This window comes from Bosea sp. 29B, assembly GCF_902506165.1.
Classification (GTDB): Bacteria; Pseudomonadota; Alphaproteobacteria; order Rhizobiales; family Beijerinckiaceae; genus Allobosea.
Genome location: NZ_LR733817.1, coordinates 859,481 through 885,183 on the forward strand (window position 1 = coordinate 859,481; position 25,703 = coordinate 885,183).

Genomic DNA, 25,703 nt, shown 5'->3' on the forward strand with positions numbered 1-25,703 from the left:
ATCTCAAGGCAAGCGCGCGGGAGCAGGTTTTGGACGTCGGCGCAATCTTTCAGGCGGCGTTTGCCCTGGTGGTCGGGCTCGATCCCGGCTTCCTCGGCATCGTCTTCCTGTCGTTGCGCGTCACGCTGACCGCGGTGCTAATCGCGGCGCTGATCGGCCTGCCACTCGGCGCGGCGCTGGCACTGGCGCGTTTCCCGGGCCGCTCCGCCATCATCGTTTGCCTGAACGCGCTGATGGGCCTGCCGCCGGTCGTCGCCGGGCTTGCCGTCTTCCTGCTGCTCTCGCGCTCCGGCCCGCTCGGACCGCTCGGCCTGCTGTTCACGCCGACGGCGATGATCATCGCGCAGGTGATCCTCGTCCTGCCGATCGTGATCGCGCTGACCCGGCAGGTGATCGAGGACCTCTGGAGCGAGTACCGCGACCATCTGCGCTCGGTCGGGCTCGAAGGTCTGCGCGCCATCCCGACCCTGCTCTTCGATGGGCGCTTTGCCCTGGCGACGGCACTGCTCGCCGGCTTCGGGCGGGCCAGTGCCGAGGTCGGCGCCGTCCTGATCGTCGGCGGCAACATCGCCGGCTACACCCGCACCATGACGACGGCGATCACGCTGGAGACCTCGAAGGGTGACCTGCCGCTCGCGCTCGGCCTCGGCCTCGTCCTGCTCTCGTTGACGCTCGCTATCAACGCCATCGCCTTCGGCGCCAGCCGCATCGGCGCCCGATATGCCGGTTGAACCGTCATGCTGAGCGTAACCTCGATCCTGCCGCTCACAGTCGAGGCCGCCGCCTTCTCCGGCGACGGCAAGCTCTTGGTCGAACCCAACAGCTTCACCATCCCGGCTGGCGGCCTCACCGTGCTGCTCGGGCCGAACGGCGCCGGCAAGTCGCTGACCCTTCGCCTCTGTCATGGCTTGCTGGCGCCGAGCCGCGGCGCGGTGCGCTGGGCCGCCGGAGCCGAAGGCCGGGCCAAGCGCCATGCCATGGTCTTCCAGAAGCCGATCATGCTGCGCCGTTCGGTCGAGGCCAATATCACCCACGCCCTCGCCGCCGCCGGTGCCAATAGCACCGAGCGCAAGGCCCGCGCGGCGCAGGCGCTGCAGCGCTTCGGCCTTGCCGAACGCGCCAGCCAGCCGGCCCGCCTGCTCTCCGGCGGCGAGCAACAGCGCCTCGCCATCGCCCGCGCCTGGGCGCTAAGGCCCGAATTGCTCTTCCTGGACGAGCCGACCTCGCAGCTCGATCCCGCCGCGACGCGCCAGATCGAGGAGCTGCTCTCCGGCCTCGTCGCCGAAGGCATCACCGTGATGATGTCGACCCATGATCTCGGCCAGGCCCGGCGCCTGGCCGACCGCGTGCTCTTCCTGCATCGCGGCCGCCTGGTCGAGGACGCGCCAGCCCGGGAGTTCTTTGCCGGCCCGCAGTCGGCCGAGGCGCGCGCCTTCCTAGCCGGCGAACTGCTCTGGTGATTCACAAAGACGACAACAGGAGAAACGCCCGATGACCGCCTTGCCCCGCCGCTCTCTCCTCGCCACCGGCCTGTTCCTCGGCCTGACCGGCATCGCGCTCGCCCAGGCACCAGCGGCCCCGAGCGGCGAACGATTCATCACCGTGGCCTCGACCACCTCGACCCAGGATTCCGGCTTGTTCAATCACATCCTGCCGCTGTTCAAGGCCAAGACCGGCATCGAGGTCCGGGTCATCTCGCAGGGCACCGGCCAGGCGCTCGACACCGCCCGCCGCGGCGATGCCGACGTCGTCTTCGTCCACGCCAAGGCGCAGGAGCTGAAATTCGTCGAGGAGGGCTTTTCGACCGAGCGCCGCCCGGTGATGTACAACGACTTCGTCCTGATCGGTCCCAAGGGCGATCCGGCTGGCGTCGCCGGGACCAAGGACATCGTCGCAGCGCTGAAGACAATCCAGGAGAAGGCCGCGCCCTTCGTCTCGCGCGGCGACAAGTCCGGCACCCATGCCGCCGAGCTCAATCTCTGGAAGGTCGCGGGCGTCGACATTGCCGCGCAGAAAGGTCCCTGGTATCGTGAGATCGGCCAGGGCATGGGCGCGGCGCTCAACACTTCCGGCGCCATGGGCGCCTATGTCCTTTCCGACCGCGCCACCTGGATCTCGTTCAAGAACCGCGGCGATCTCGTCATTTCGGTCGAGGGCGACCAGCGCCTGTTCAACCAGTACGGCGTGATGTCGGTGAACCCGGCCAAGCACCCGCATGTGAAAGTCGCCGATGGCAAGCTCTTCGCCGATTGGCTGACCAGCCCGGAGGGCCAGAAGGCGATCGCCGACTACAAGATCGACGGCCAGCAGCTCTTCTTCCCGAACGCCGGCCAAGCGGGAGCCTGAGCCGATGCGCAGGCTCGCACTCGCCGCCTTCGTCAGCCTGTGGCCGGCGCTCGCCCCGGCGCAACAGTCCGAAAAGCCGGTGCTGCTCCATGCCGCCGGCAGCCTGAAGAACGCGCTGACCGAGGTCTCCAAGGCCTTCGAAGCCTCGGCGCGCATTCCGGTCACGACCAGCTTCCGGCCCTCCGGCCTGCTGCGCGAGGCTCTTGCCAAGGGCGAGCCGGCCGAGGTCTTCGCCTCCGCCAACATGGATCACCCGCTCGCGCTGGCGAAGGACGGCAAGGCCGGCCCGGTCGTGCTCTTCGTGCGCAACGAGACCTGCGCCTTCGCCCGTCCCGGGCTCGACGTGACCAGCAACACGCTGCTCGCGCAGATGCTTGATCCCAAGCTCAAGCTCGGCACCTCGACGCCAAAGGCCGACCCGTCCGGCGACTATGCCTGGCAGGTCTTCGCCAAGGCCGAGGCGCTGAAATCCGGAGCCAAGGCGGCGCTGGAGGCCAAGGCGCTACAACTCGTCGGCGGCCCGAACAGCGCCCCGACCCCGCCGGACCGCAACGGCACCGGCCATCTGCTGGCGACCGGCGCCGCTGACCTTTTCCTCGGCTATTGCACCAATGCCGACCCGATCGCCCGCGAACAGCCCGGCGTCCGCATGGTCAGGTTGCCGGAAAAGCTGCTGGTCGGTGCCGATTACGGGCTGACCGTGATGAATGGCGCCTCACCGAATGCCTATCGGCTCGCCATGTTCATCCTGTCATCCGATGGACAGCGCATCTTGGCGCGGCACGGCTTCGTCGCGCCCGGCCTGCCGCGCGAAGGGAAGTGACCTTGGTTGCGCCGGCCCCGGTGAGCCTGCACGCTGCCGGCAGTCTGCGCGCGACCCTGCTCGACGTCGCCGGAGCTTTTGAGACCGAGACGGATATTTCCGTCTCGGCGCAATTCGGCGCTTCCGGCCTGCTCAAGGACCGGCTCGCGAGGGGTGAAGCCGGCGAGGTCTTCGCCTCGGCCAATCTGGAGCATCCTCAGGTGCTGACGCGCGCCGGCCTCGCCGGCCCGGCCGTGCTCTTTGCCCGCAACGAGCTCTGCGCCTTCCTGCGGCCGGGCCTGGTAGCGACGAGCGCCAATCTGCTCGAGCTGATGCTCGATCCCAAGGTCAGGCTCGGCACCTCGACGCCGAAGGCCGATCCCTCGGGCGACTACGCCTTCGCGGTCTTCGCCAGGGCGGAAGCGGTGAGGCCCGGCGCAAAAGCGGCGCTCGAAGCCAAGGCGCTGAAGCTCACCGGCGGGCCGGACTGCCTGCCGGCACCCGAAGGCCTCAACGTCTACGGTCACAAGCTGGCGAGCGGCGAGGCCGACATCTTCCTGGCCTATCGCACCAACGCCCAGCCGCTTGCCAGAGAGCAGCCGGGGATCGCGATGTTGCGGCTGCCGGACCAGCTCGCAGTCGGCGTCGATTACGGCCTGACGGTGCTGAACAGGGCCTCGCCTAACGGCTACCGGCTCGCCATGTACATCCTCTCGCTGCAGGGTCAGGCGATTCTGGCAAGGCATGGCTTCGCCACACCCGGCCTGCCGCGCGAGGGATAGCGGAAGGGCACCATCATGGATTGGCAAGCGACCCGGCCGGGCGAGACCGAAGCGCCACTGCCCGAGCAGACCGACGCCCGGCTCGTCTTCATCGGTCGCATCCGCACGCCGTTCGCGACGCGCGACGACTGCCCGCGCCAGGGCCGGCAGGACGGGCCGATCTGCCGTGTCGAGATCGCCTCCCATTGGCAGGCTGCGCTCAGGGGCATCGAAGCCTTCGCCGAACTCGACCTGCTCTACTGGATGCACGAAGCGCGGCGCGATCTGCTCACGCAGACGCCGCGTGGCGGCAGCGCACTCGGTACCTTCGCGCTACGCTCGCCGGTCAGGCCGAACCCGATCGCATTGTCACGGGTGAAGCTGGAGGGCGTGGAAGGCGGCACTCTGCTGGTACGCGGGCTCGACTGCCTCGACGGCACTCCGCTCCTCGATATCAAGCCTTTTCGCTGCAGCCATTCGCACGGCGCCACGGAAACCTCCCATGCCGCATCCTGACCGCCGCGCTGTCCTCGCCGGCCTCGGCGCGACGATCGCCGCTCCGCGCCTCGCCCGCGCCGCGACCATCCGCGACGGTGCCGGCCGCGAGGTCCCGCTTCCCGCCAAGGTCGAGCGCATCTTCCCGGCCGGGCCGCCGGCGGCGATCCTGGTCTACACGCTCGCGCCCGATCTCCTGATCGGCTGGCCTCGCGCCAACCGGCCGGAGGAGCGCGAATTCCTGCTGCCCGGCATTGGCGATCGCCCGGAGGTCGGCCGCATCACCGGCCGCGGCAACAGCGCCAATCTCGAAGCCGTGCTGCAGGCCAGGCCCGACCTGATCATCGATTCCGGCTCGACCGGCCGCACCTATGTCGAGCTCGCCGAGCGCGTGCAGCAGCAGACCGGCATCCCCTACGCCCTGCTCGACGGCCGCTTCGACCAGACCCCGGCGAGCTATCGCATCCTCGGCGAGCTCTCCGGCCACAGCGAGCGCGCCGAGACGCTGGCGCGCTGGTGCGAGGACAGTTTCGCCACCATCCGCGGCCGCATCGCCGCGATCCCCGCCGAGAAGCGCCCGAGCGTCTACTATGCCCGCGGTCCGCGCGGGCTGGAAACCGGGCTTGGCGGCTCGATCAATGTCGAGACGCTCTCTTTCCTCGGCGCCCGCAATGCCGCCGCCGAGCAGCAGGGCAGCGGCCTCGCTCAGGTCTCGCTCGAACAGGTGCTGGCCTGGAATCCCGACGTCATCGTCACCATAGACCTCGCCTTTGCTGAAAGCGTGCGCGGTGATCCGAACTGGGCCGGGGTCAAGGCGGTGCGCGAGGGCCGCGTCCATCTTTCGCCGAAACTGCCCTTCGGCTGGGTCGACTTTCCGCCCTCGGTGAACCGCGCGATCGGGTTGTGGTGGCTGGCCAAGCTGCTCTATCCCGCGCAATTCCCGGAGGACATCCGCAAGCTCGCCCGCGACTTCCACACCCTGTTCTACCAGGTGACGCCGAGCGAAGCGCAGCTCGACCGCGTGCTCGCTGGACGCGGGTGATGTCTCAAATGATCTTGTCATCCCGGGCGAAGCGCAGCAGAGACCCGGGATCCATTCCTGACCCGTTCCGGAATGTATCCCGGATCGGCGCCGCTTCGCGGCTTGTCCGGGATGACAATGTCGTGGTTCGGTGTCCCGACGAGTGCCCCCAATCGCCATGACCTCCTCCCTGCGCGGCAATCTGATCGCCCTTGTCCTGCTGGCGCTCGCCGTGCTTGCCGCCTTCGCGCTCGGGCGCTTTCCGGTCGCGCCCGGCGATCTCGGTCGCCTCCTCTGGTCGCTGCTCACCGGCGAGCCCTCCGGCCTGCCGACCCAGATCGAGACCGTCGTCTGGAACATTCGCGGCCCGCGCATCCTCGCCGCGATCCTGTGCGGTTCGGCGCTCGCCATCGCCGGCTGCGCCTTCCAGGGCCTGTTCCGCAATCCGCTGGTCTCGCCCGACATCCTCGGCGCCTCCTCGGGCGCAGCGCTCGGCGCCGTCATCGGCATCTATCTCTCGCTCGGCCTCATCGGCATCCAGCTCGCTGCCTTCGCCGGCGGGCTCGTCGCGGTCGGCGCGGTCTACGCCATCGGCTCGACGATCCGGCGCGGCGATCCCGTGCTCGTGCTGGTGCTGACCGGCGTCGTCGTCGGCTCGCTGTTAGGGGCCGGCATCGGTCTGGTGAAGTACTGGGCCGACCCGTACAACCAACTACCGGCCATGACCTTTTGGCTGCTCGGCAGCCTCGCCGGCACGGCCAAGCCCGACCTCATCCCCCTGCTCGGCCCGGTCCTGATCGGCGCGGTCATCCTGCTGGCGCTGCGCTGGCGCATGAACGTGATGTCGCTGCCGGAAGAGGAAGCGCGCGCGCTCGGCCTCGCCACAGGCCCCTTGCGCATTGCCATCATCGCCGCCGCGACGCTGGTGACGGCGGCGAGCGTCGCGGCGGCCGGCATCATCGGCTGGGTCGGCCTCGTCGTGCCGCATCTCGCCCGTTTCCTCGTCGGCCCCGATTTCGGCCGGCTGCTGCCGACGGCGGCGCTGCTCGGCGGCGGCTACCTCCTCGCCATCGACACGCTGGCGCGCACCGCCGCTCCGGTCGAGACGCCGCTCGGCATTCTTACCGCCGTGATCGGCACGCCATTCTTCATCTGGCTGCTCGCCTCGGCCCGCGGAGGTTGGTCGTGAGCCTCGAAGCCAGCGCCCTCGCCTATGGCTATCGCGAGCGCGAGATCGGCTGCGACATCGCGCTCGATCTCGCCGGCGGCGAGGTGCTGGCACTGCTAGGCCCGAACGGTCACGGCAAGACCACCCTGCTCAAGACCCTGCTCGGCCTGCTGCCGGCCAAGGCGGGTTCGCTCACGCTCGACAGCCAGCCATTGGCTGCACTTTCCGTCGGCGAGCGCGCCCGCGCTCTCGCCTATGTGCCGCAGGTCCATGCCGGCACCTTCGCCTTCTCGGTCAGCGAGGTCGTGCTGATGGGCCGCACCGCCCGCTCCAGCCTGTTCGCAGCGCCTTCGGCGCATGACCGCGAGATGGTGCAGGCTATGCTGCAGCGGCTTGGGATCACGCATCTGGCCGTGCGCCCCTACACCGAGATCTCCGGCGGCGAGCGCCAGCTCGTCATGATTGCCCGCGCACTGGCGCAGGAGCCGCGCTACGTCATCTTGGACGAGCCGACGGCGAGCCTCGATTTCGGCAATCAGGGCAAGGTGATGAACCAGATCCGCCGCCTCGCCGCCGAGGGGCTGGGCGTGCTCTTCACAACGCACGATCCCAACCAGGCGCTCCGCTATGCCGACCGGGCGCTGCTGCTGCGCGACGGCCAGGCCCTCGCCAGCGGCAAGGCGGCCGATCTGCTGACGCCGGAGCGGCTCGCCACGCTCTACGGCGTCGCGATCGAGACCGTCAGAGGCGACGGAAAGCTCGCCTTCCTGCCCGGCTGAGCAACCGGCGTGCGCAAGCGCCGATCCCGTCACAATCTCCTGATCCCATTTACCTACGGTCAGAACATGGCATGTGATCGTGGCGGCGCCGGCGGACGTACCGCTTTCGGCAGCATGATCGGCCGGCCTATGCGATGCCTTGGGGGATAGTGAATGAAGCGCATCATCGGAGCCGCGCTCCTCTGTGGCCTCGCCGCGATCTCGGACATATCGACGGCGGGCGCGCAGCAGCCCGCGCAAGCCTCGATCGAAGCGCTGTTGCCGGAGTTCGAGAAGCAGGTCGCCGAAGGCATGAAGGCCTTCTCGGTGCCGGGCGTCGCCATCGGCATCGTCCATGACGACAAGCTGATCTACACCAAGGGCTTCGGCATCCGCGAGCTTGGCAAGCCCGAGCAGGTCACCCCCGAGACCATTTTCCAGGTCGGCTCGACCACCAAGGCCTTCCTCGCCACCACCTTGGCGCAGGCGGTCGATGCCGGCCGGCTCGGCTGGAACGATCCCGTTATCGACCATATCCCCGAATTCCAGCTCGCCGATCCCTGGGTCACCCGCGATTTCCGCGTGCTCGACCTCGCCGCCCAGCGCTCCGGCCTGACAGCTTACGTCAACGACGCGCTGACCATGCTCGGCTACGACAAGCAGACATTGATCCGCTCGCTGCGCGTCGCGCCGCAGCTCGGAATGTTCCGCTCCGATTTCCGCTATCTCAACATCCCGCATGTCGTCGGCGGCGAGATCGTCGCCAAGGTCAACGGCGCGCCGTCCTGGTTCGACTCGCTGCAGAAGAGCCTGCTGGCCCCGCTCGGCATGACCGCGACCACGGCTACGGCCGAGGCGATCACCGCCGCAGCCAACCATGCGCAGGGCCATCGTCTTGCCGACAAGCCCGTCGCCGTGCCCTTCCACCCGTCCTTTCCCTATGCGCTCGGCCCGGCCGGGGCGCTGAACTCGAACATCCCCGATATGGCGAAGTGGCTGCGCCTGCAGCTCGGCCGCGGCCAGTTCGAGGGCAAGATCCTGGTCTCCGAGGACAATCTCGACGTCACCTGGACCCCGCGCGTCGCCATGAACGAGCGCAGCTCCTATGCCGTCGGCTGGGTCGCGACTGCGACGCCGCGCGGCCGGATCATCTGGCACAATGGCGGCACCTCCGGCTTCGGCGCGCATGCCGGCTTCCTGCCGGACGGCAGGACCGGCATCGTCATCCTGACCAATCTCGAGAATGGCGGCATGCCGGATTCGCTGGCGATGTGGTTCTACGACCGCGTGCTCGGCAATCCCGCCGTCGACAATATCGCGCTCGGTGCAGCCGCATTGAAGACACGGCGCGAGGCAGCGCAGGCCGAGGCTGCCGGCTTCGTGCCCGGCCCGCTCTCGCCGCTCGCCGCCGGCTTCGTCGGCAGCTACGCCTCGCCGATCCTCGGCGACGCCACCGTGGCTCTCGCCGGCGGCAAGCTCAGCCTGACGCTGGAGAAGACCGAGGCGCAGCTCCTGCTCGAGCCGAACAAGGACGATCCCTATCTGTTCCAGGCGCGGCTGGCCCCGGTCGGCGCCTTCGTCGCGCCAGCCGAAATGTCCGGCGGCGAGCCTTTCGTCCGCCTGCGCTTCGAGACCGACGCCGCCGGCAAGATCACCCAGATGCGCTGGCTCAGTCCCGAGCTGCCGCACAGCTTTGCCCGCGCAGCGCAGTGACGGGAGGGAGCAGCATCATGACGATCCGCATCCCCCTCCTGTCGTTCGCCGCCGCTCTCGCCATCAGCTCCAACGCCTCGGCCGCGCCGGCCTTCGCGCCTCTGCCAGAGACTGCCGCCTCCCTACCGGTGGAGCCCGCCCGCTCGGCCCTGCGCAAGTTCTTCGACGCGCTCGGCGACGATGACGTCCACGACGATCATTACGACTGGAACGACTATCGCGACACGACCTCGCGCAAGGATCGCATCCGCGACTGGCAGCGCATGCAGCTCGACGCCCAGAAGGACTACTGGCGTCAGCAGAAGGACATGCAGAAGCGGGCGATCAAGGCTCAGCGCGGCTGGTAGATCGCCGGCGTCGCAGCGGCCACGTCAGGGGGTGGCAGGAAACTGCCCCACCCCCCTTACTTTTCCCCGTCGGGCTGTTGCATAGTCGCCCAGACGTGGCGTCATGGCGCCACAGGATGGGGAATGGACATGAAGACCTTCGCTCTCGCTGCGGCGCTGCTCGCCGCCGGCACCCTCGCCGCTTCCGCACAACAGCTGGCGCCCAGCCCGACGCTCGATGCGATCAAGGCGCGCGGCCATCTCGAATGTGGCGTGCATCTCGGCCTGCCTGGCTTCTCCTTCGCCAACGACAAGGGCGAGTGGACCGGGCTCGACGTCGACTATTGCCGCGCGCTCGCCGCCGCCGTGCTCGGCGATGCCACCAAGGTGAAGTACACCCCGACCTCGGTGCAGCAGCGCTGGCCGATCCTGCAATCGGGCCAGGTCGACGTGCTCTCGCGCAACTCGACCATCACCTTCTCGCGCAACGCCACGCTCGGCCTCAACTTCCAGGGCATCAACTTCTATGAGGGCCAGACCTTCATCGTCCGCAAGAAGGCGAACGTGAAGTCGGCCGAAGATCTCGACGGCGCCTCGGTCTGCGTCGCCGCCGGCTCGACCGAGGAGAAGAACGCCGCCGACTGGTTCCGCGAGCGCAACCTCAAGGTCACCATCACCAATTTCCAGAAGAACGACGACGCCATCACCGCCTATGACAGCGGCCGCTGCGACGCCTACACCGCCGGCGTCGGCGCCCTCGCAGGCCAGCGCGCCAAGCTCAAGGTTCCGGACGACCACACCATCCTGACCAAGCCGATCTCGAACGACCCGCAGGGGCCGGTCACCCGCTATGGCGACGAGCGCTGGCAGCTGATCGTGCGCTGGGTGCTGAACGGCACCATCGCCGCCGAGATGCTCGGTGTCACCTCCAAGAACGTCGATGAGATGAAGGCGAGCTCGAAGAACACCGAGGTTCGCCGCCTGCTCGGCGCCGAGGGCGGCTTCGGCGCGATGATGGGCCTGCCCGACGACTGGATGTACAAGGCGATCAAGCAGGTCGGGAACTATGGCGAGAGCTATGAGCGCACCGTCGGCATGGGCTCGCCGCTGAAGCTCGAGCGTGGCCAGAACCAGCTCTGGACCAAGGGCGGCCTGCTCTTCACCCCGCCGTTCCAGTGAGAGCGGCCACCGCTCTCGCCTGACACGGGTCGTCCCGGACAAGCCGCGCCAGCGGCGCCGATCGGGACCCATGCCTGAACTTTTCCGGCATGGGTCCCGGGTCTCTCGGAGCCTGCCGTCGGGCCGACCGAAGGTCGGACCCGATGGGTCGCCCGGGACGACCATTCCCTCTTCATCGAGCCAGAAGGGCGCTGCGACCGTGGCCAAGGCCTTCGCCTTCATCAACGACAAGCGCGTCCGCGACGTCTTCTACCAGGCGGCGCTGCTGATCGGCCTCGTGGCGCTGCTGGTCTATTTCATCCGCAACGCCTCGCAGAACATGGTCCAGGCCGGCATCGCCTCGGGCTTCGACTTCCTCTGGCGCACCTCGGGCATCGAGGTGCCCTTCGTCCTGACCAACTACACCCAGTCCGACAACATCCTCGCACTGTTCTGGGCTGGCGTCGCCAATACGATGCTGGTGACGGTGATCGCGCTGGTGCTGTCGACGGCACTCGGCTTCCTGATCGGTATCGCCCGGCTCTCCTCGATCTGGCTGGTTCAGGCCATCGCCGGCGCCTATGTCGAGCTCGTCCGCAACATCCCGCTGCTGTTCTTCGTGCTGTTCTGGTATTTCGGCGTCATCGCCGCCCTGCCGGCGCCGCGCGAGAGCCTCTCGGTCTTCGGCGTCGCCTTCCTCAACAATCGCGGCCTGACTATCCCGCTGCCGGACGCCGGCGCGAACTTCAAATACGCCTTCATCGCGATCGCGATCTCCTGCCTGCTGCACTGGCTCTTCCTGCGCTGGGCCAGGCGGCGCAAGGAGGAGACCGGCAAGGACGCGCCGGTGCTGGGCGTCGGCCTCGCCCTGCTGCTTCTCGTCCCCGTGCTGGCATTCGCCTGGGCGACGCTGGCGACGCGCTGGGACATTCCGGTGCTGCGCGGCTTCAACTATCGCGGCGGCTTCGTCGTCATCCCCGAATTCGTCGCGCTGCTGGCAGCGCTCGTCACCTACACCGCCGGCTTCATCGCCGAGATCGTGCGCGGCGGCATCCAGTCGGTCCCGTACGGCCAGATCGAGGCGTCGAGCGCGCTCGGCCTGCGCTCCGGCCAGACGCTGCGGCTCGTCACCATCCCACAGGCGCTGCGGGTGATGACGCCGCCGATGACCAACCAGTATCTCAACGTTCTCAAGAACTCGTCCTTCGGCGCGGCCATCGCCTATCCCGACGTCGTCAGCCTGTTCATGGGCTCGGCGCTCAACAACACCGGCCAGGCGATCGAGATCATCGCCATGACGCTCGCGGTCTATCTCGTCATCGGCCTCGCCGTCTCCGCCTTCATGAACTGGTACAATGCCCGCATCGCGCTGGTGACCCGATGAGTGCCGCCGCCTCCCTCCCGACCAGCTGGCGCGAGCGCCTGTTCGGCTCGCCGACCATCACCGTGGTGACGCTGCTGCTCGCAGCGCTGATCGCCTGGATCGCCGTGCCGATCATCCGCTGGGCCCTGATCGACGCGACCTGGAGCGGCCAGACCCGCAATGACTGCACCGGCACCGGGGCCTGCTGGGTCTTCATCAAGGCGCGCTTCAGCCAGTTCATGTACGGGTTCTATCCCGCAGAGGAGCGCTGGCGGCCGAACCTCGCTGGCCTCGCCTTCGTGCTCTCCGGCGCAGCGATCGTCTTCGCGCCGAAACGGCTGAAGCTGGGCTTCGGCCTTGCTGCGCTCGTCATCCTGCCGCCGCTCGGCGTCTGGCTGCTCGGCGGCGGCTTCGGCCTGCGCGCGATCGAGACGCGCGAATGGGGCGGGCTGATGCTGACCGTCTTCATCTCGATCTATGCCAGCCTGATCGCGATCCCGCTCGGCATCCTGCTTGCGCTCGGCCGGCAGTCCGAGCTCAAGGTGGTCAAGCTGATCTCGGTACTGTTCATCGAGTTCTGGCGCGGCGTGCCGATCATCGCGGTGATCTTCCTGGCCTCGCTGCTGCTGCCACTGATCATGCCGGCCGGCATCGGCGTCGACCGGCTGGCGCGCGCCGTGATCGGCCTCGGCTTCTGCATCGCCGCCTACATGGCCGAAGCCGTGCGCGGCGGCCTGCAGGCCCTGCCGAAGGGCCAGCGCGAGGCGGCGACCGCGCTCGGCCTCAGCTACTGGAAGGCGACCTGGTTCATCATCCTGCCGCAGGCCCTGCGCATCTCGCTGCCGGCGATCACCAACGAGTTCATCGCGCTGGTCAAGAACACCACGCTTGTTCTCGTCGTCTCGATCCTCGATCTGCTCGGCATCGCCCAGGCCTCGCTCGCCGATCCCAACTGGGTCGGCATGAACATGGAGGCCTATGTCTTCTCCGGCGCCCTCTATTGGCTGATCTGCTTTGCGCTCTCGCGCTGGAGCCGGAGCATGGAGACGAAGCGAGGGCGGTAGCGGCCTCTAGCGCGTCATGCTCGGGCTTGACCCGAGCATCTCAGGCCGAAGGAGGCTCCGGCCAGCGCCTTCTCGTCATGAGATTCTCGGGTCTGCGCGGAGTTTATCCTTGGGCCGACCGAAGGTCGGACCCGAGGGCTTCGCCCGAGAATGACGCCCCCGCCTCACCCCTTCATGTAGTCGTGGATCTTGCGGCCGAAGGGCAGCGTCAGGTCGGCGATGAAGTGATGCGCGCCCAGTACCTTGCGCACCGGCAGGTCGGCGACCGGCGCGTTGACATGCGGGATCAGGTGCAGCCGGCCCGGGCCGATCCAGGAGCCCTTCACCGTGATGTCGGTGAGGTTGAGCGCGACGAGCTGGCAGATCTCCGGCTCGCCGTCGACGCCGGGAATGATCTTCAGGTTGACCTGCGTCTTGGTCAGCATCGCCGTCGTCCTGACGCCGTTGCCGGCGAGGCTTTCGTGCTTGTAACCCATCGTGCCCATGGCGACCTGCTGGCCGGCATATTCGAGCGTGCCGGTCAGCGTGTCCTTGACCACCTCGAGCTTGGGATGGGCGTATTTCTTCGGGAAGCCCCAGATCTCGCGTCCCGCCGAGATCGGCGGCTCGATGTCGAGATACATCTGCGAGACGAAGCTGACCTCCTCCTCACCGAACAGGCAGGGGATGACGATCCCGGTCTCGGTATAGGTGCCGAAGCCGGAGGAATCCGGCATCTTGATCCATTCATAGTGCACGATCGGCTGCGCCGTCGGCATCAGCGGCTCGGGCAGATGATGGCGGATCAGCTCCGGATCGGTCTCGTAGCTGATGATCATGTATTCGCGGTCGATGAAGCGGTACGGCCCGGCCGGATAGCTCGGCCCGGCGAGCGGCATCGAGGGCAGGTCGAGGATCTGCTGGCGGTTCATGGTCGTGCCCTCACTGCGCGGTCCAGCCGCCATCGACCGGCAGGATGACGCCGGTGATCGACTTTGCCGCATCGGAAGCGAGGAAGACAGCGAGCGCCGCCACCTCCTCGCTGGTGACGAACTGCTTGGTCGGCTGCGCGTGCAGCAGGACATCGTTGATGACCTGCTCCTTGGTAAGATTGCGCGCCGCCATGGTCTCGGGAATCTGCTTCTCGACCAGGGGCGTCCAGACATAGCCAGGACAGATCGCGTTGGCGGTGATACCGAAGGTCGCCGCTTCCAGCGCGACCGTCTTGGTCAGCCCGGCGATGCCGTGCTTGGCCGCGACATAAGCCGATTTGAACGGCGAGGCGACCAGTGCATGAGCCGAGGCCGTGTTGATGATCCGGCCCCATTTGCGCTGCTTCATCCCTGGCAGCGCGGCGCGGATGGCGTGGAAGGCGGCCGAGAGGTTGATTGCGATGATCGCGTCCCATTTCTCGACCGGGAACTCCTCGACCGGCGAGACGAACTGGATGCCGGCATTGTTGACGAGGATGTCGACGCCGCCGAACTCAGCCTCGGCCTCGGCGATCATCGCTGCGATAGCGCCACCATGGGCCATGTCGGCCGGCGAATAGCGCGCCTTCACCCCGAAATCGGCCTCGATGCCGGCACGCTCCTGCTCAATCGCCTCCGGCGCGCCGAAGCCGTTGATGACGATATTGGCGCCCTCGGCCGCATAGGCGCGGGCAATGGCGAGGCCGATTCCGGAGGTCGAGCCTGTGACGACGGCGGTCTTGCCTTTGAGCATGCTCTGATCTCCCGGCCACGAGGGCACGACGCGATGCTGCGTCGCAAACTCCATGCCGCTGAGGTGGAAGAGCAAGCTGACGCGGCGATGAAGCTTGTCTGACGGGCCGGTGACACCGATATCCAACACTGCCCGCGTCACATGCCTGTCACCGCCCACCCCCCAGACATGGGCGCAATCCAGCTCTTCCCAATGATCGAGCGAACGGAATCCGCGCCATGAACGCCCCTTTTGCGCCGTCCCCCACCGACCGCTATCTCGGCTGGCGCCCGGAGCGCTGCGACCGCGTCGCGCTCGTGCTCCAGGGCGGCGGCGCGCTCGGCGCCTATCAGGCAGGCGTCTATCAGGCGTTGCACGAGGCCGATATCGCTCCCGACTGGGTCTCGGGCGTCTCGATCGGCGCGATCAACGCGGCACTGATCGCCGGCAATCCACGCGAGCGCCGGCTCGAACGGCTGGAGACCTTCTGGAACCGCATCACCGACCGCAAGGTCTGGTGGTTCACGCCGGAGGGCGACATCTTCCGTCAGGCCCGCAACGCGACGTCGTCCTTCATGACCACAGTGCTCGGCCAGCCCGGCTTCTTCGAGCCGCGCCGCACCAGCGCCTGGCTGGCACCGGCCGGCGCCACTGACGCGACCAGCTTCTACGACACCTCGCCCTTGCGCGAGACCCTGCTGGAGCTGGTCGACTTCGACCTGATCAACGAAAAGCGCACGCATTTCTCGGTCGGCGCCGTCAACGCGCTTTCCGGCAATTTCGTCTATTTCGACAACACGCAGGAAGAGATCACACCCGAGCATGTCATGGCCTCGGGCGCGTTGCCACCGGCCTTCCCGACCGTGCAGATCGGCACCGACCACTACTGGGACGGCGGCATCGTCTCGAATACGCCGCTGTCGCATCTGCTCAACCAGGACGACACGCTGAACTCGCTGATCTTCCAGGTCGACCTGTTCTCGTCACGTGGCCCGATCCCGCGGACGATGCAGGACGTGATGGGCCGCCACAAGGACATCATGTACTCCTCACGCACCCGCATGGTCACCGATCTGTTCCAGACGCTGCAGAGCTGGAAGAAGAAGACCCATGATGCTCTGACCCACATCCCCGAGGATGCCCTGAGCGAGGAGGATCGCAAGCTCCGCGACGAGCTCGCCTTGATCCCCGAGCACACCATCCTGCAGCTGATCTACCAGCAGAAAAGCTATGAGAGCCACGCCAAGGACCACGAGTTCTCGCGCACCTCGATGACGGATCACTGGCACTCCGGCTACGAGGACACCAAGCAGACGCTCACCCGCAAGGACTGGCTGACGATCCCGCCGGACGGCGCCGGCATCGTCACGCACGACGTCCATCGCGATTTCGAGCGCCGCTGAACCTCAGAGGCCCTGTCAACGCTCCTGCGGCGGTACGTTGCGCAGCAAGTCGCTGCGCTCGCGCCGCTGCTCGGCCGTCCATTGCGAATGGTGGCGCTTCGTACCGGCGGGGCGGTTCGCCAGGCCGAGGCCGAGCCCGCCCCAATCGCCGACCGGCCGGATCGGCCGCTGCACGAAGCCGCCGCCGCAGCTCGGGCAGACGTTTTCGAGCGTCTTCTCGGCGCATTCCACGCAGTAGGTGCATTCATAGCTGCAGATGCGCGCCTCCAGCGAGGCTGGCGGCAGGTCGCAGTCGCAGAGTTCGCAGTTCGGCCGCAGCTCAAGCATGGCGTCTTTTCCTCTCGTTGCAGGGACTGGATGCCATGAGGCGACAATGTCATAAATGACAAGATGACCTCGTTTCCTGCCATGACTGTCACGCCGCCAATCCGCGTCGTCATCGTGCTCTTCCCGCGCACCAAGCTGCTCGACGTCACAGGGCCGTTGCAGGTCTTCAATGATGCCAAGCACCCAGATGGCAGCTCTGTCTACGCGATCACCCTTGCCTCCGAGCATGGCGGCCCGGTCGAAACCGATGCGGGCGTGCCGCTGCCGAGCATCCCCCTCGCCGAGGCTGCCGCCCGGCCGATCGATACGCTGCTGGTCTCAGGTGGCCGCTCAGCGCTGGACGCGGCCGGCTCGGCTGTACTGCTCGCCTTCCTGCACGAGCAGAGCGGCAAGGTCCGGCGCCTCGGCTCGATCTGCCTCGGTGCCTTCATCCTCGCTGCCGCCGGCTTGCTGGATGGCTGCGAGGCGACGACACATTGGGAATACACCGAGCGCCTCGGCAAGGCCCGTCCGGCGACCACGGTCAGGCCGGATGCGATCTTCGTCAGCAACGGCCAAATCTGGACCTCGGCGGGCGTCTCCACCGGCATCGACATGGCGCTCGCCATGGTCGAGGAGGACCTGGGGCGCAAGGCGGCGCTCGATCTGGCGCGCGATCTCGTGCTCTATCTCAAGCGCCCCGGCGGCCAGGCGCAGTTCAGCGGCGAATTGCAGCGCCAGTCGCGCGACGCCGCCGGGCGCTTCGACGCCCTGCATGCCCATATGCGCGAACACGCCGCCGGCGATCTCTCCGTTCCCGAGCTCGCCCGCATCATGGCGATGAGCCCGCGCCATTTTGCCAGAATCTATGCGCAGGAGACCGGCGCCAGCCCGGCCAAGGCGGTCGAGGCAGTCAGGCTCGACCTCGCCCGCGACCTGCTCGAAGAAACGGATATCGGCATCCAGCAGATCGCGGTCCGCGCCGGCTTCGGCGACGACGAACGCCTGCGCCGCGCCTTCCTGCGCCGCTATGGCGTCGCGCCGGGCGAGTATCGGACGCGCTTCGGAAACGCGCGAACCGCCTAGCCCCGCCCGAGCTCCACCGGCACCGAATAGGAGCGCTTCACCCGCCCGAGCGCGAAGCTCGATTCGATCGAGGCGACATTGTCGAGCCGGGTCAGCTTGTCCTTGAGGAAGCGCTCATAGGCGGCAAGATCGCTGACGATGATGCGCAGGAGATAGTCGCGCTGCCCGGTCATCAGGTAGCAGTCGGCGACTTCGGGCCAGCGCGAGACCGCCGCGGCGAAGCGGTCGAGCTCCTCCTCGCGCTGGCGCTCCAGCTTGATCGAGGCGAAGACCGAGACGGGAAGGCCCAGCTTCTCCTGGTTCACGATGGCGACATAGCCCTCGATGATCCCCGCCTCCTCCAGCAGGCGCACCCGCCGCGCGCAGGGGCTGGGCGACAGCCCGACCTTGCCGGCCAGCTCCTGCACGCTGATGCGCCCATCCGCCTGCAAGGCCTGGACGATGCGGCGGTCGATCTCGTCGAGCTTGAACTCTGGCATTTTCCCTCGCCTCGCCAAGCGAGCTTAGCGGAAACCGCCAATTCCGTAAGCCGGCGAGGCGGTCTTTAGCTGCCTTCCCCAAGGCAATTGTGCATGATGTCCCGGCCCAAGGAGCACCGCGATGTCCGATCCCCGCCTGCCCATCCTCGCCGAGCTGGAGAAGAAGATCCTCTGGCTGGCTTCGTGGACGATCCACAATGCCAACCACATCCGCCCGAACGAGGACGGGATGAAGGTCGGCGGCCACCAGGCTTCCTCGGCCTCGCTGGCGACGATCATGACGGCGCTCTACATGGCCGCGCTCAAGCCGCAGGACCGGGTGGCGGTGAAGCCGCACGCCTCGCCGATCTTCCACGCCATCAACTATCTGATGGGCCTGCAGACGCAGGAGAAGCTCGAGAACTTCCGCGGCTACAAGGGCGCGCAGAGCTATCCCTCGCGCACCAAGGACATCGACGATGTCGATTTCTCGACCGGTTCGGTCGGCCTCGGCGTCGCCCAGACGCTCTTCTCCTCGCTGGTGCAGGACTATGTGAAGGCCCATGGCTGGGGCAAGGACGCGCCCGAGGGCCGCATGGTCGCGCTGATCGGCGATGCCGAGCTCGACGAAGGCAACATCTTCGAAGCCCTGATGGAGGGCTGGAAGCATGGCCTGCGCAACACCTGGTGGGTGATCGACTATAATCGCCAGTCGCTCGACGCGGTCATCCGCGAGGGCCTCTATGACCGCTTCGAGCAGATGTTCAAGAATTTCGGCTGGGATGTCGTCACGCTGAAATACGGCTCGCTCCAGCAGGCCGCCTTCAAGGAAAAGGGCGGCGAGCGGCTGAAGGCCTGGATCGATTCCTGCCCGAACCAGCTCTATTCGGCCCTGACCTTCCAGGGCGGAGCTGCCTGGCGCAAGCGCCTGATGGACGATCTCGGCGATCAGGGTCCGGTGACCAAGCTGATCGAGAAGCGCTCCGACGCCGAACTCTCTAAGCTGATGTGCAATCTCGGCGGCCACGACCTGCCTTCGATCCTCGAGGCCTTCGAAGCTATCGATCATGACCGGCCCGTCTGCTTCCTGGCCTACACGGTCAAGGGCTTTGGCCTGCCGCTCGCCGGCCACAAGGACAACCATTCCGGCCTGATGACCAAGGAGCAGATGGAAGGCTTCAAGGCCGCCAACAAGGTCCGGCCCGGCCATGAATGGGACCTGTTCGAGGGGCTGACGCTCCCGGAAAAGGAAATCCGCGCCTTCCTCGACAAGGTGCCGTTCTTCGCCAAGGGGCGCCGGCGCCTTTCGGCTCCGGCCCTGCCCGTCCCGGCCAAGCTCGAAGCCGGCATCCAGGCAACGATGTCGACGCAGATGGGCTTCGGCAAGGTGCTCGACGAGCTCGCCAAGCTCGGCGGCCCGCTCGCCGACCGCATCGTCACCACCGCGCCCGACGTCACCGTCTCGACCAATCTCGGCCCCTGGGTCAACCGGCGCGGCCTGTTCGCGCGCGCCTCGATGGCCGACACCTTCAAGGACGAGCGCATCCCCTCGATGCAAAAATGGGAGTTCTCGCCGAAAGGCCAGCATATCGAGCTCGGCATCGCCGAGATGAACCTGTTCATCAACCTCTCGGCGCTCGGGCTGTCGCATTCGATCTTCGGCGAGCGCCTGATCCCGATCGGCACGCTCTACGATCCCTTCATCTCGCGCGGGCTCGATGCGCTGAACTATGCCTGCTACCAGGACGCCCGCTTCATGGTCGTGGCGACGCCGGCTGGCGTCACGCTGGCGCCCGAGGGCGGCGCGCACCAGTCGATCGCGACCCCGTTGATCGGCATGAGCCAGGACGGGCTCTGCGCCTTCGAGCCAGCCTTCGTCGACGAACTTGCCGTGATGATGCGCTGGTCGTTCGAATACCTGCAGAAGGATGGCGAGGGCGATCCGGACGAGCGCACCTGGCTGCGCGACGAGACCGGCGGCTCGGTCTACCTGCGGCTCTCGACCCGCCAGGTCGAGCAGCCCAAGCGCGCCATGACCCCTGAGCTGGAGCGCGACATCATCGACGGCGCCTATTGGCTGAGGAAGCCCGGCCCGAACGCCTCGGTCGTGATTGCCTATACCGGCGCCGTCGCGCCCGAGGCGATCGAGGCTGTCGGCCTGCTCGGTGAGGACCGGCGCGATGTCGGCCTGCTCGCGATCACCTCGGCCGACCGGCTCAATGCCGGCTGGCAAGCGGCGGAGCGGGCGCGCCAGCGCGGCAACCACGCCGCGACCAGCCATGTCGAGCGCCTGCTCGGCGAGCTCTCGCGCGATTGCGGCATCGTCTCGGTGCTGGACGGCCACCCGGCGACTTTGGCCTGGCTCGGCAGCGTCCATGGCCATCGCCAGAAGGCGCTCGGCGTCGAGCATTTCGGCCAGACCGGCACGGTCGCCGACCTTTACCGCCATTTCGGCATCGACGCGAACGCGATCGTGCACGCGGCGAACGCAGCCGCACCGGGTCGGCCGGTGCGGTATCTGAAGGCGCTGCCTTGATACAGATCGTCATGCTCGGGCTTGACCCGAGCATCTCAGGCCGCAAGAGGCTCCAGTCAGCGCCTATTCGTCATGAGATTCTCGGGTCTGCGCTTCGCTCCGCCCGAGAATGACGCTCTTTCAAGCCTCGCCGGTGTAGCGGCTGCGCAGATAGGTTTCGAGATCGGCCTGGCTGCGCGGCGACAGCAGGAACCTCCGCCAGGCCGCGGTCTCATGCGAGACCGCCGTCATCTCCCAGATGCAGAATGTCCCGCGATGGGCATGCGGGGCGTCGAACGGCGCGAAGGCCGCCATGCCCTCGTCGATGAACTGCACGGTTTCCCAGAGCTCGTTGGTGCCGCGCCAGGTGCAGAGCAGCAGGAAATGAAAGTGCTCGCCGCAGCGATGCAGGATGGCGAAGCCGACCTCGCCGTTCCGGCCGGCCGCAAACCCTTCTGCCGCCTGTCGTGCCAACGCGACGATCTCGGCATCGATGCCGGCTTCGGCGATCTCATACCATTTCAGCACGGCCTGCGGCGCGACGAGATTGTCGCCGATCGCCACTTGCTTCAGCTGGGCGCCCTGCCCTGCGGGCGCGTCCATCTCCACGATCCGCATCGCAACCCTCCCGCGCCAGCCAGGCTTTGAGTTCGCCTTTCCGGACACGATAGCGCACCTGCTGCCAGCCTGCGTCGGCAGCAGTGTCGAGCGAGCCTACGGGCGCTTCACCTTCACCCCAGCGATCAGCCACGCCCCAGTCAGGAAGAAGCCGATCAGCACCGCCAGGCCCGCGCGCTGGCTCGCAAAAACGGTCGTCGCCAGCGCGACCAGCGTCGGCCCCAGGAACGAGGTCACCTTCCCGGCCAATGCGAACAGGCCGAAGAACTCGCCGATCCGGGCGGGCGGCGCGATGCGGGCGAGCAGGCTGCGCGAAGACGCCTGCAACGGGCCGGCGACCAAGCCGATCAGCAGCCCCAATCCGAGATAGACCTTCTCCGGCAGCGAGGCGAAGAGTCCGTCGCCGGGTGTTGCCGGCGCGGCCTCGATGACGAAGGCGACCTGTCCCGGCCCGAGCGAGAGGATGCCGATGCAGGCGAAGAGCAGGCAGGCTATCGCGCCGAGGATCACTGGCTTGCCGCCGATCGCATCGTCGAGCTTGCCGCCGGCCCAGGCCCCGAGCGTGCCGGTGACGGTGAGCAGGATGCCGAAGACACCCAGCTCGATCGTCTGCCAGCCGAAGACGCCGGCCCCATAGATGCCGCCGAAGGCAAAGAGCGCGACCAGCCCGTCCTGATAGATCATGTTCGCGAGCAGGAAGCGGCCAAGCCCGGGCAGCGAGGGCAATTCGGCGATCGTCGCCTTGAGATGCGAGAAGCCGCCGGCAGCCGCCGCCTTCAGCGGAATGCCGGTCCGCGGCGAGTCCGGCGTCAGCAAGAACATCGGGGTGACGAAGATCACGAACCAGAGCGCGGTGAGCGGCCCCGAGAAGCGGTCGCCCTCGCGAGCGGCAGCATCGAGTCCAAACAGCGGCGACAGGCCAGCCAGGGTCTTGCCAGTGTGCGGATCGGCGGCGAGGAAGCCGAGCGTCAGCGTGAGCGAGACCAACCCGCCGAGATAGCCGACGGCCCAGCCGGTGCCGGAGAGCCGTCCGAGCCGCTCCGGCGGCACCAACCGCGTCATCATCGCATTGTTGAAGATCGTCGCGAACTCGGCACCGATCGTGCCGATGACGAAGCCGGCGAGAGCGATCGGCACCGCCCAGGGCGAACCCGGCTTGGCGTACCAGAGCATCGCCGAGCCCGCGACCAGCATGGCGCCGAACACGGCGATCCATGGCTTGCGAGGGCCGGTCCTGTCGGCGATGCCACCGAGCAGCGGCGAGAGCAGCGCGATGGCGAGCCCGGCAAGACCGGTCGCATAGCCCCAGAGCGCCTGCCCTTCCGCCGCATCGCTCGCCAGGGCCGAGGCGAAGAAGGGCGCGAAGACGAAGGTGGTGACGAGGGTGAAGAAGGGCTGCGCCGACCAGTCGAAAAAGATCCAGGCGACAACCGAGCGCCGTGGCGGATAGGTGGCGGGCGGGCTGTCCGCGCCACCAGATTGAGTCATTGCGGCAGTCAAAGGACCATACCTGAATTGAAAGGAAGCTGGTCGTCCCGGACAAGCCGCGCCAGTGGCGCCGATCCGGGACCCATGCCTGAACTTCTATCGGAAACGCTCAGGCATGGGCCCAGGGTCTCCCTCCGGTCGCCCGGGACGACGATGGAAGGGAAAGCCCGCAAATCACTCACTGCAGCGTCGTGTCCGGATCGGAGCCGCCGCGCGCCAGCTCGATCTCGGTGATCGCGACCAGCACCTCGGCTCGGGTCTTCAGGCTCGGTGCCTCCAGCAGCGCCTGTTTCTCGCGCGGCCCGAACGGGCACATCATCGAGAGCGCATTGACCAGCGCCTCGTTCGGCGCCTCGTTGACACCCTTCCAGTCGATCTTGAGCTCGTTCGCCTTGGCGAAGCTGCGCAGCGCCTTGATGAGCCCGGCGCGATCGACCTCGTCCTCGCCGGCGCGAGCCTCGAAATCGACGGCGAAATCGCCATAGGAGACACGGCCCTGGCGATAGGGCGTGGTGACGGAGAGTTCCTCCTCCAGCCGGAAGCGCGAAATGCCGGTCAGCGTGATGATGTAGCGGTCGTCGCCCGTCTCGGCGAACTGCGTGATCCGGCCGATGCAGCCGACCTGGAGCAGCGGAGGCACCTGCGGCTGGCGTCCGTTCTCCGGCTCGGGCTGGATCATGCCGATGACGCGATGCGTGCGCAGCGCGTCGTCAATCATGGCAAGATAGCGCGGCTCGAAGATGTTGAGCGGCATCTGCCCACGCGGCAGCAAGAGCGCGCCGGCGAGCGGAAACAGCGGAATCACCGCCGGGCAATCCTCAGGCCCGGAATAGACCGCGTTCATGCCCATCGGCGTGCGCTCCTCTCTCCTCACGAAAACAGCAGGACCGACAGCTTGCGACGGCCGGCGACGCTGTGCTCGTCCATCGGCCCCCAGGCCTCGAACAACTGCAGCAGCTGCTTGCGGGCGCCGTCATCGTTCCATGTGCGGTCGGCCTTGATGATCGCGATCAGATGGTCGACCGCCTCCTCGCGCTTGTCGCGGGCGTTCAGCGCCAGGGCCAGGTCGAACCGCGCCTGATGATCTTTCGGATTCGCCGCGAGCATGGCCTCGAGCTCGGCCGTGTCGCCGAGCGAGGCGGCCTGCTCGACAAGCTCGACCGCGGCCCTGACCGCCGCGACGGCCGGATCCTGGGCTTTCGCCTCGGGCACCATGGCGAGGAAACCTTTGGCACCCTCGATGTCGCCGGCGTCGAGATGCAGGCGTGCCATTCCGGCAATCGCAGTGATGTTCTCCGGCTCGGCCGCCAGAACCTCGGCATAGAGCTCGCTTGCGCCCGCCGCGTCGCCCGCCTCCAAAGCCTCCGCCGCAGCCGCCAATACCTCCTCGATCGGCCCGGGCCCCATCGGTCCCACGAGCTTCTCGATGAAGGCCTTGACCTGGCTCTCCGGCTGCGCGCCCATGAAGCCGTCGATCGGCTGGCCACGCTGGAAGGCGATCACCGCCGGAATCGACTGGATGCCGAGCTGGCCGGGGATCGCCGGGTGCTCGTCGATGTTCATCTTGACCAGCTTGACCTTCCCGCCGGCCTCGTTGACCACCTTCTCGATCACCGGGGTCAATTGCTTGCAGGGGCCGCACCAGGGCGCCCAGAAGTCGACCAGCACCGGCTGGTTCATCGATTCGGCGATGACGTCCTGGCGGAAGCCTTGCGTCGTCGTGTCCTTGATCAGCCCCTTGGCCGGGGCCGCATCGCCATTGACCAGCATGGCTCGTCCTTCACCTAGCAATCTGTCGATGTGAAAATCGAAAAAACCGGATGCCCGCGCCGCGGGCCATCCCATAGATGGGTGGCTTCAGCCGTTCTGTCCATCGTCCGGCGGCGTCGGAAGGTCAATGATCATCGGCTCGTGCCCGACCGCGCGCAGGAAGGCGATCATATCGTCTCTGGAGATGCCAAGCGTCGCCGTGTTGACCAAGGGATGGAAATTCAGGCGCTCGCCATCCATCAGGGCGGCATCGAGCACCATTGTGACGTCTCCGGCATGGTCATTGACCACGGCAAAGGCGGTGACCGAGCCTGGCGTGACGCCCAGCTTCTCCATCAAGAGCTCGGCCGAGCCGAAAGACAGCCGCCCGCTGGCGCCGAGCCGCTCATGCAGCCGCTTCAGGTCGATCCGCGTGCTCTCCAGCGCCGAGACCAGGAAGATCCGTCCCTTCTTGTCCTTCAGGAACAGGTTCTTGGTGTGATGGCCGGGAACCTTGCCGCGCAGTTCCTTCGATTCGGCGACGGTGAAGACTGCGACATGGTCGATGCGCTCGGTCTTGATACCAAGTTCATCGAGCTTGGCGATGAGAGCGTCGGGAGAAAAAGGCGTGGGCATGCTCGGCCGGTCAGAACAGGGAAGCTGCGCGATGCCTAAGGCCGCCGGCCGGCGCAGGCAAGCGAAGCGAGGCATGAAACAGGCCAGCTGCCCCTTCGCGTCGCTCCGCGCAGCATAGGGCGGCCGGACATCGCTCGCATCGAGATGGCGCCCGAGTCGCCCAGGATGACAGGTGTTTCTCCATCATATCGCCCGCCGGATCGGCAGAACTGGCGGCACAGCCGGCGCTTGCCCCGGCTATGGCGCTGTTTCTTCGGCGGTTTTGCCGACCTGTCACGCGACGATCAGAAAATTGCAACAAGGCGCTTGCGCTTCTCGTCCCGTTGGGCAATAAACCGGCCGCGCCGCCAACACGGCGCGACTGTCTCGGATGCGGGTGTAGCTCAGGGGTAGAGCACAACCTTGCCAAGGTTGGGGTCGAGGGTTCGAATCCCTTCGCCCGCTCCAGACAATCTCAAGGCTTGAGAAGCACGTAAGCGTCGGGTTTCCCGGCGCTTTTTGCTTTTTGGGCCTCGGCAGTTCGAGGTGATTTCCCAGCGGCTCCGGAAGCCTGTGGTTACCTCGCGGTTACAAGTACGATCCGGCGCCTATCCGCCTACGCTCATTGTTTGAAGCAATTCTCTCGATGCCACCGTAGGAAATGCGGATGCAGACGATCATGGGCTCGCAGTGGCAGTAGTGCTCGACCTGGCCCGCAATTGAATGTTAAGCGCAATCGACTATCCCGTCAGCAGTGCGCCACTAGCGGGTTTCGAAGCGTCGCCGGAATGCCGACATTCTGCCAGC

At 67.1% G+C, this 25,703-nt stretch carries 26 protein-coding genes and 1 tRNA gene; 18 read left to right on the plus strand and 9 right to left on the minus strand.

The window, feature by feature from the left end; genetic code table 11:
- Window positions 1–44 precede the first annotated feature (44 nt).
- The 14 genes from GV161_RS04170 to GV161_RS04235 all read left to right on the plus strand — a co-directional run bounded on the left by GV161_RS04170 (window position 45) and on the right by GV161_RS04235 (window position 12,975).
- Window positions 45–731 (plus strand): ABC transporter permease, encoded by a 687-nt coding sequence (locus GV161_RS04170; protein WP_152013848.1) that lies wholly within the window; start codon window positions 45–47, stop codon window positions 729–731.
- Window positions 732–737: 6 nt separating this feature from the next.
- On the plus strand, window positions 738–1,460 hold the full coding sequence (locus GV161_RS04175; RefSeq protein ID WP_152013820.1) for an ATP-binding cassette domain-containing protein: 723 nt from the start codon (window positions 738–740) through the stop codon (window positions 1,458–1,460).
- Window positions 1,461–1,491: 31 nt separating this feature from the next.
- Window positions 1,492–2,346: an extracellular solute-binding protein gene (locus tag GV161_RS04180; RefSeq protein ID WP_152013821.1), complete on the plus strand. Its 855-nt coding sequence runs from the start codon at window positions 1,492–1,494 to the stop codon at window positions 2,344–2,346.
- A gap of 4 nt (window positions 2,347–2,350) precedes the next feature.
- A complete protein-coding gene (locus tag GV161_RS04185; protein WP_152013822.1) occupies window positions 2,351–3,169 on the plus strand; it encodes a molybdate ABC transporter substrate-binding protein in 819 nt (272 codons plus the stop codon).
- 2 nt (window positions 3,170–3,171) lie between these two features.
- Window positions 3,172–3,930 carry a molybdate ABC transporter substrate-binding protein gene (locus tag GV161_RS04190; RefSeq protein ID WP_159654042.1) on the plus strand — a complete coding sequence of 253 codons (759 nt, stop codon included), beginning with the start codon at window positions 3,172–3,174 and terminating at the stop codon, window positions 3,928–3,930.
- Window positions 3,931–3,945: 15 nt separating this feature from the next.
- Complete coding sequence (gene tsaA / locus GV161_RS04195; RefSeq protein ID WP_152013824.1) at window positions 3,946–4,425, plus strand: tRNA (N6-threonylcarbamoyladenosine(37)-N6)-methyltransferase TrmO; 480 nt, start codon at window positions 3,946–3,948, stop codon at window positions 4,423–4,425.
- Window positions 4,412–5,446: an iron ABC transporter substrate-binding protein gene (locus tag GV161_RS04200; RefSeq protein ID WP_152013825.1), complete on the plus strand. Its 1,035-nt coding sequence runs from the start codon at window positions 4,412–4,414 to the stop codon at window positions 5,444–5,446. The genes tsaA and GV161_RS04200 overlap by 14 nt, the downstream gene beginning before the upstream one ends.
- Before the next feature lie 157 nt (window positions 5,447–5,603).
- Window positions 5,604–6,614: an iron ABC transporter permease gene (locus tag GV161_RS04205; protein ID WP_152013826.1), complete on the plus strand. Its 1,011-nt coding sequence runs from the start codon at window positions 5,604–5,606 to the stop codon at window positions 6,612–6,614.
- Entirely contained in the window at window positions 6,611–7,372 is a 762-nt protein-coding gene (locus GV161_RS04210; RefSeq protein WP_152013827.1) for an ABC transporter ATP-binding protein, read from the plus strand. Before GV161_RS04205 ends, GV161_RS04210 begins: the two co-directional genes overlap by 4 nt.
- 153 nt (window positions 7,373–7,525) lie before the next feature.
- Window positions 7,526–9,064, plus strand: a complete 1,539-nt coding sequence (locus tag GV161_RS04215) for a serine hydrolase (protein WP_152013828.1) — start codon at window positions 7,526–7,528, stop codon at window positions 9,062–9,064.
- 17 nt (window positions 9,065–9,081) lie between these two features.
- On the plus strand, window positions 9,082–9,411 hold the full coding sequence (locus GV161_RS04220) for a hypothetical protein (RefSeq protein WP_152013829.1): 330 nt from the start codon (window positions 9,082–9,084) through the stop codon (window positions 9,409–9,411).
- A 129-nt stretch (window positions 9,412–9,540) separates the two neighbouring features.
- Entirely contained in the window at window positions 9,541–10,569 is a 1,029-nt protein-coding gene (locus GV161_RS04225; RefSeq protein ID WP_152013830.1) for an amino acid ABC transporter substrate-binding protein, read from the plus strand.
- Window positions 10,570–10,768: 199 nt separating this feature from the next.
- Window positions 10,769–11,932 carry an ABC transporter permease subunit gene (locus tag GV161_RS04230; RefSeq protein WP_244623998.1) on the plus strand — a complete coding sequence of 388 codons (1,164 nt, stop codon included), beginning with the start codon at window positions 10,769–10,771 and terminating at the stop codon, window positions 11,930–11,932.
- Window positions 11,929–12,975, plus strand: a complete 1,047-nt coding sequence (locus GV161_RS04235) for an amino acid ABC transporter permease (RefSeq protein WP_152013832.1) — start codon at window positions 11,929–11,931, stop codon at window positions 12,973–12,975. The genes GV161_RS04230 and GV161_RS04235 overlap by 4 nt, the downstream gene beginning before the upstream one ends.
- A 164-nt stretch (window positions 12,976–13,139) precedes the next feature.
- On the opposite strand, the gene GV161_RS04240 is transcribed toward GV161_RS04235, so the two are convergent.
- Window positions 13,140–13,886, minus strand: coding sequence for an acetoacetate decarboxylase (locus GV161_RS04240; RefSeq protein ID WP_152013833.1), 747 nt, complete (start codon window positions 13,884–13,886; stop codon window positions 13,140–13,142).
- A gap of 10 nt (window positions 13,887–13,896) precedes the next feature.
- On the minus strand, window positions 13,897–14,679 hold the full coding sequence (locus GV161_RS04245; RefSeq protein ID WP_152013834.1) for a 3-hydroxybutyrate dehydrogenase: 783 nt from the start codon (window positions 14,677–14,679) through the stop codon (window positions 13,897–13,899).
- A gap of 218 nt (window positions 14,680–14,897) precedes the next feature.
- On the opposite strand from GV161_RS04245, the gene GV161_RS04250 reads away from it, so the two are divergent.
- Window positions 14,898–16,061 (plus strand): patatin-like phospholipase family protein, encoded by a 1,164-nt coding sequence (locus tag GV161_RS04250; protein WP_152013835.1) that lies wholly within the window; start codon window positions 14,898–14,900, stop codon window positions 16,059–16,061.
- A 15-nt stretch (window positions 16,062–16,076) separates the two neighbouring features.
- Here the strand turns inward: GV161_RS04250 and GV161_RS04255 are convergent, their stop codons facing one another.
- A complete protein-coding gene (locus GV161_RS04255) occupies window positions 16,077–16,388 on the minus strand; it encodes a DUF1272 domain-containing protein (protein ID WP_152013836.1) in 312 nt (103 codons plus the stop codon).
- A gap of 63 nt (window positions 16,389–16,451) precedes the next feature.
- Here GV161_RS04255 and GV161_RS04260 point away from each other — a divergent pair, with 63 nt between their 5' ends.
- Complete coding sequence (locus GV161_RS04260; protein WP_244623999.1) at window positions 16,452–17,453, plus strand: GlxA family transcriptional regulator; 1,002 nt, start codon at window positions 16,452–16,454, stop codon at window positions 17,451–17,453.
- On the opposite strand, the gene GV161_RS04265 is transcribed toward GV161_RS04260, so the two are convergent.
- Window positions 17,450–17,932: an Lrp/AsnC family transcriptional regulator gene (locus GV161_RS04265; protein ID WP_110491760.1), complete on the minus strand. Its 483-nt coding sequence runs from the start codon at window positions 17,930–17,932 to the stop codon at window positions 17,450–17,452. The genes GV161_RS04260 and GV161_RS04265 overlap by 4 nt on opposite strands.
- A 121-nt stretch (window positions 17,933–18,053) precedes the next feature.
- Between GV161_RS04265 and GV161_RS04270 the strand changes: the two genes are divergently transcribed.
- On the plus strand, window positions 18,054–20,447 hold the full coding sequence (locus GV161_RS04270; protein WP_152013837.1) for a transketolase: 2,394 nt from the start codon (window positions 18,054–18,056) through the stop codon (window positions 20,445–20,447).
- Window positions 20,448–20,567: 120 nt separating this feature from the next.
- Here the strand turns inward: GV161_RS04270 and GV161_RS04275 are convergent, their stop codons facing one another.
- The 5 genes from GV161_RS04275 to GV161_RS04295 form a co-directional block, all read right to left on the minus strand.
- Window positions 20,568–21,029: a hypothetical protein gene (locus GV161_RS04275; protein WP_210253491.1), complete on the minus strand. Its 462-nt coding sequence runs from the start codon at window positions 21,027–21,029 to the stop codon at window positions 20,568–20,570.
- A gap of 111 nt (window positions 21,030–21,140) precedes the next feature.
- Window positions 21,141–22,532, minus strand: a complete 1,392-nt coding sequence (locus tag GV161_RS04280) for an MFS transporter (protein WP_152013839.1) — start codon at window positions 22,530–22,532, stop codon at window positions 21,141–21,143.
- Window positions 22,533–22,710: 178 nt separating this feature from the next.
- Entirely contained in the window at window positions 22,711–23,382 is a 672-nt protein-coding gene (locus GV161_RS04285) for an LON peptidase substrate-binding domain-containing protein (RefSeq protein ID WP_152013840.1), read from the minus strand.
- Between the two features lie 20 nt (window positions 23,383–23,402).
- Complete coding sequence (trxA, locus tag GV161_RS04290) at window positions 23,403–24,302, minus strand: thioredoxin (RefSeq protein ID WP_152013841.1); 900 nt, start codon at window positions 24,300–24,302, stop codon at window positions 23,403–23,405.
- Window positions 24,303–24,389: 87 nt separating this feature from the next.
- Window positions 24,390–24,917: a prolyl-tRNA synthetase associated domain-containing protein gene (locus tag GV161_RS04295; RefSeq protein ID WP_201302986.1), complete on the minus strand. Its 528-nt coding sequence runs from the start codon at window positions 24,915–24,917 to the stop codon at window positions 24,390–24,392.
- A 372-nt stretch (window positions 24,918–25,289) separates the two neighbouring features.
- Here GV161_RS04295 and GV161_RS04300 point away from each other — a divergent pair.
- Window positions 25,290–25,364 (plus strand) — tRNA-Gly (locus GV161_RS04300).
- Window positions 25,365–25,703 lie beyond the last annotated feature (339 nt).

Excerpts from the sequence above, each read along its gene's own strand:
- GV161_RS04175 (WP_152013820.1), top strand. The coding sequence starts at position 738 with ATGCTGAGCGTAACCTCGATCCTGCCGCTCACAGTCGAGGCCGCCGCC.
- GV161_RS04180 (WP_152013821.1), top strand. The coding sequence starts at position 1,492 with ATGACCGCCTTGCCCCGCCGCTCTCTCCTCGCCACCGGCCTGTTCCTC.
- GV161_RS04185 (WP_152013822.1), top strand. The coding sequence starts at position 2,351 with ATGCGCAGGCTCGCACTCGCCGCCTTCGTCAGCCTGTGGCCGGCGCTC.
- tsaA (WP_152013824.1), top strand. The coding sequence starts at position 3,946 with ATGGATTGGCAAGCGACCCGGCCGGGCGAGACCGAAGCGCCACTGCCC.
- GV161_RS04200 (WP_152013825.1), top strand. The coding sequence starts at position 4,412 with ATGCCGCATCCTGACCGCCGCGCTGTCCTCGCCGGCCTCGGCGCGACG.
- GV161_RS04205 (WP_152013826.1), top strand. The coding sequence starts at position 5,604 with ATGACCTCCTCCCTGCGCGGCAATCTGATCGCCCTTGTCCTGCTGGCG.
- GV161_RS04215 (WP_152013828.1), top strand. The coding sequence starts at position 7,526 with ATGAAGCGCATCATCGGAGCCGCGCTCCTCTGTGGCCTCGCCGCGATC.
- GV161_RS04220 (WP_152013829.1), top strand. The coding sequence starts at position 9,082 with ATGACGATCCGCATCCCCCTCCTGTCGTTCGCCGCCGCTCTCGCCATC.
- GV161_RS04225 (WP_152013830.1), top strand. The coding sequence starts at position 9,541 with ATGAAGACCTTCGCTCTCGCTGCGGCGCTGCTCGCCGCCGGCACCCTC.
- GV161_RS04235 (WP_152013832.1), top strand. The coding sequence starts at position 11,929 with ATGAGTGCCGCCGCCTCCCTCCCGACCAGCTGGCGCGAGCGCCTGTTC.
- GV161_RS04240 (WP_152013833.1), bottom strand. The coding sequence starts at position 13,886 with ATGAACCGCCAGCAGATCCTCGACCTGCCCTCGATGCCGCTCGCCGGG.
- GV161_RS04245 (WP_152013834.1), bottom strand. The coding sequence starts at position 14,679 with ATGCTCAAAGGCAAGACCGCCGTCGTCACAGGCTCGACCTCCGGAATC.
- GV161_RS04250 (WP_152013835.1), top strand. The coding sequence starts at position 14,898 with ATGAACGCCCCTTTTGCGCCGTCCCCCACCGACCGCTATCTCGGCTGG.
- GV161_RS04255 (WP_152013836.1), bottom strand. The coding sequence starts at position 16,388 with ATGCTTGAGCTGCGGCCGAACTGCGAACTCTGCGACTGCGACCTGCCG.
- GV161_RS04260 (WP_244623999.1), top strand. The coding sequence starts at position 16,452 with ATGACCTCGTTTCCTGCCATGACTGTCACGCCGCCAATCCGCGTCGTC.
- GV161_RS04265 (WP_110491760.1), bottom strand. The coding sequence starts at position 17,932 with ATGCCAGAGTTCAAGCTCGACGAGATCGACCGCCGCATCGTCCAGGCC.
- GV161_RS04270 (WP_152013837.1), top strand. The coding sequence starts at position 18,054 with ATGTCCGATCCCCGCCTGCCCATCCTCGCCGAGCTGGAGAAGAAGATC.
- GV161_RS04275 (WP_210253491.1), bottom strand. The coding sequence starts at position 21,029 with ATGGACGCGCCCGCAGGGCAGGGCGCCCAGCTGAAGCAAGTGGCGATC.
- GV161_RS04280 (WP_152013839.1), bottom strand. The coding sequence starts at position 22,532 with ATGACTCAATCTGGTGGCGCGGACAGCCCGCCCGCCACCTATCCGCCA.
- GV161_RS04285 (WP_152013840.1), bottom strand. The coding sequence starts at position 23,382 with ATGGGCATGAACGCGGTCTATTCCGGGCCTGAGGATTGCCCGGCGGTG.
- trxA (WP_152013841.1), bottom strand. The coding sequence starts at position 24,302 with ATGCTGGTCAATGGCGATGCGGCCCCGGCCAAGGGGCTGATCAAGGAC.
- GV161_RS04295 (WP_201302986.1), bottom strand. The coding sequence starts at position 24,917 with ATGCCCACGCCTTTTTCTCCCGACGCTCTCATCGCCAAGCTCGATGAA.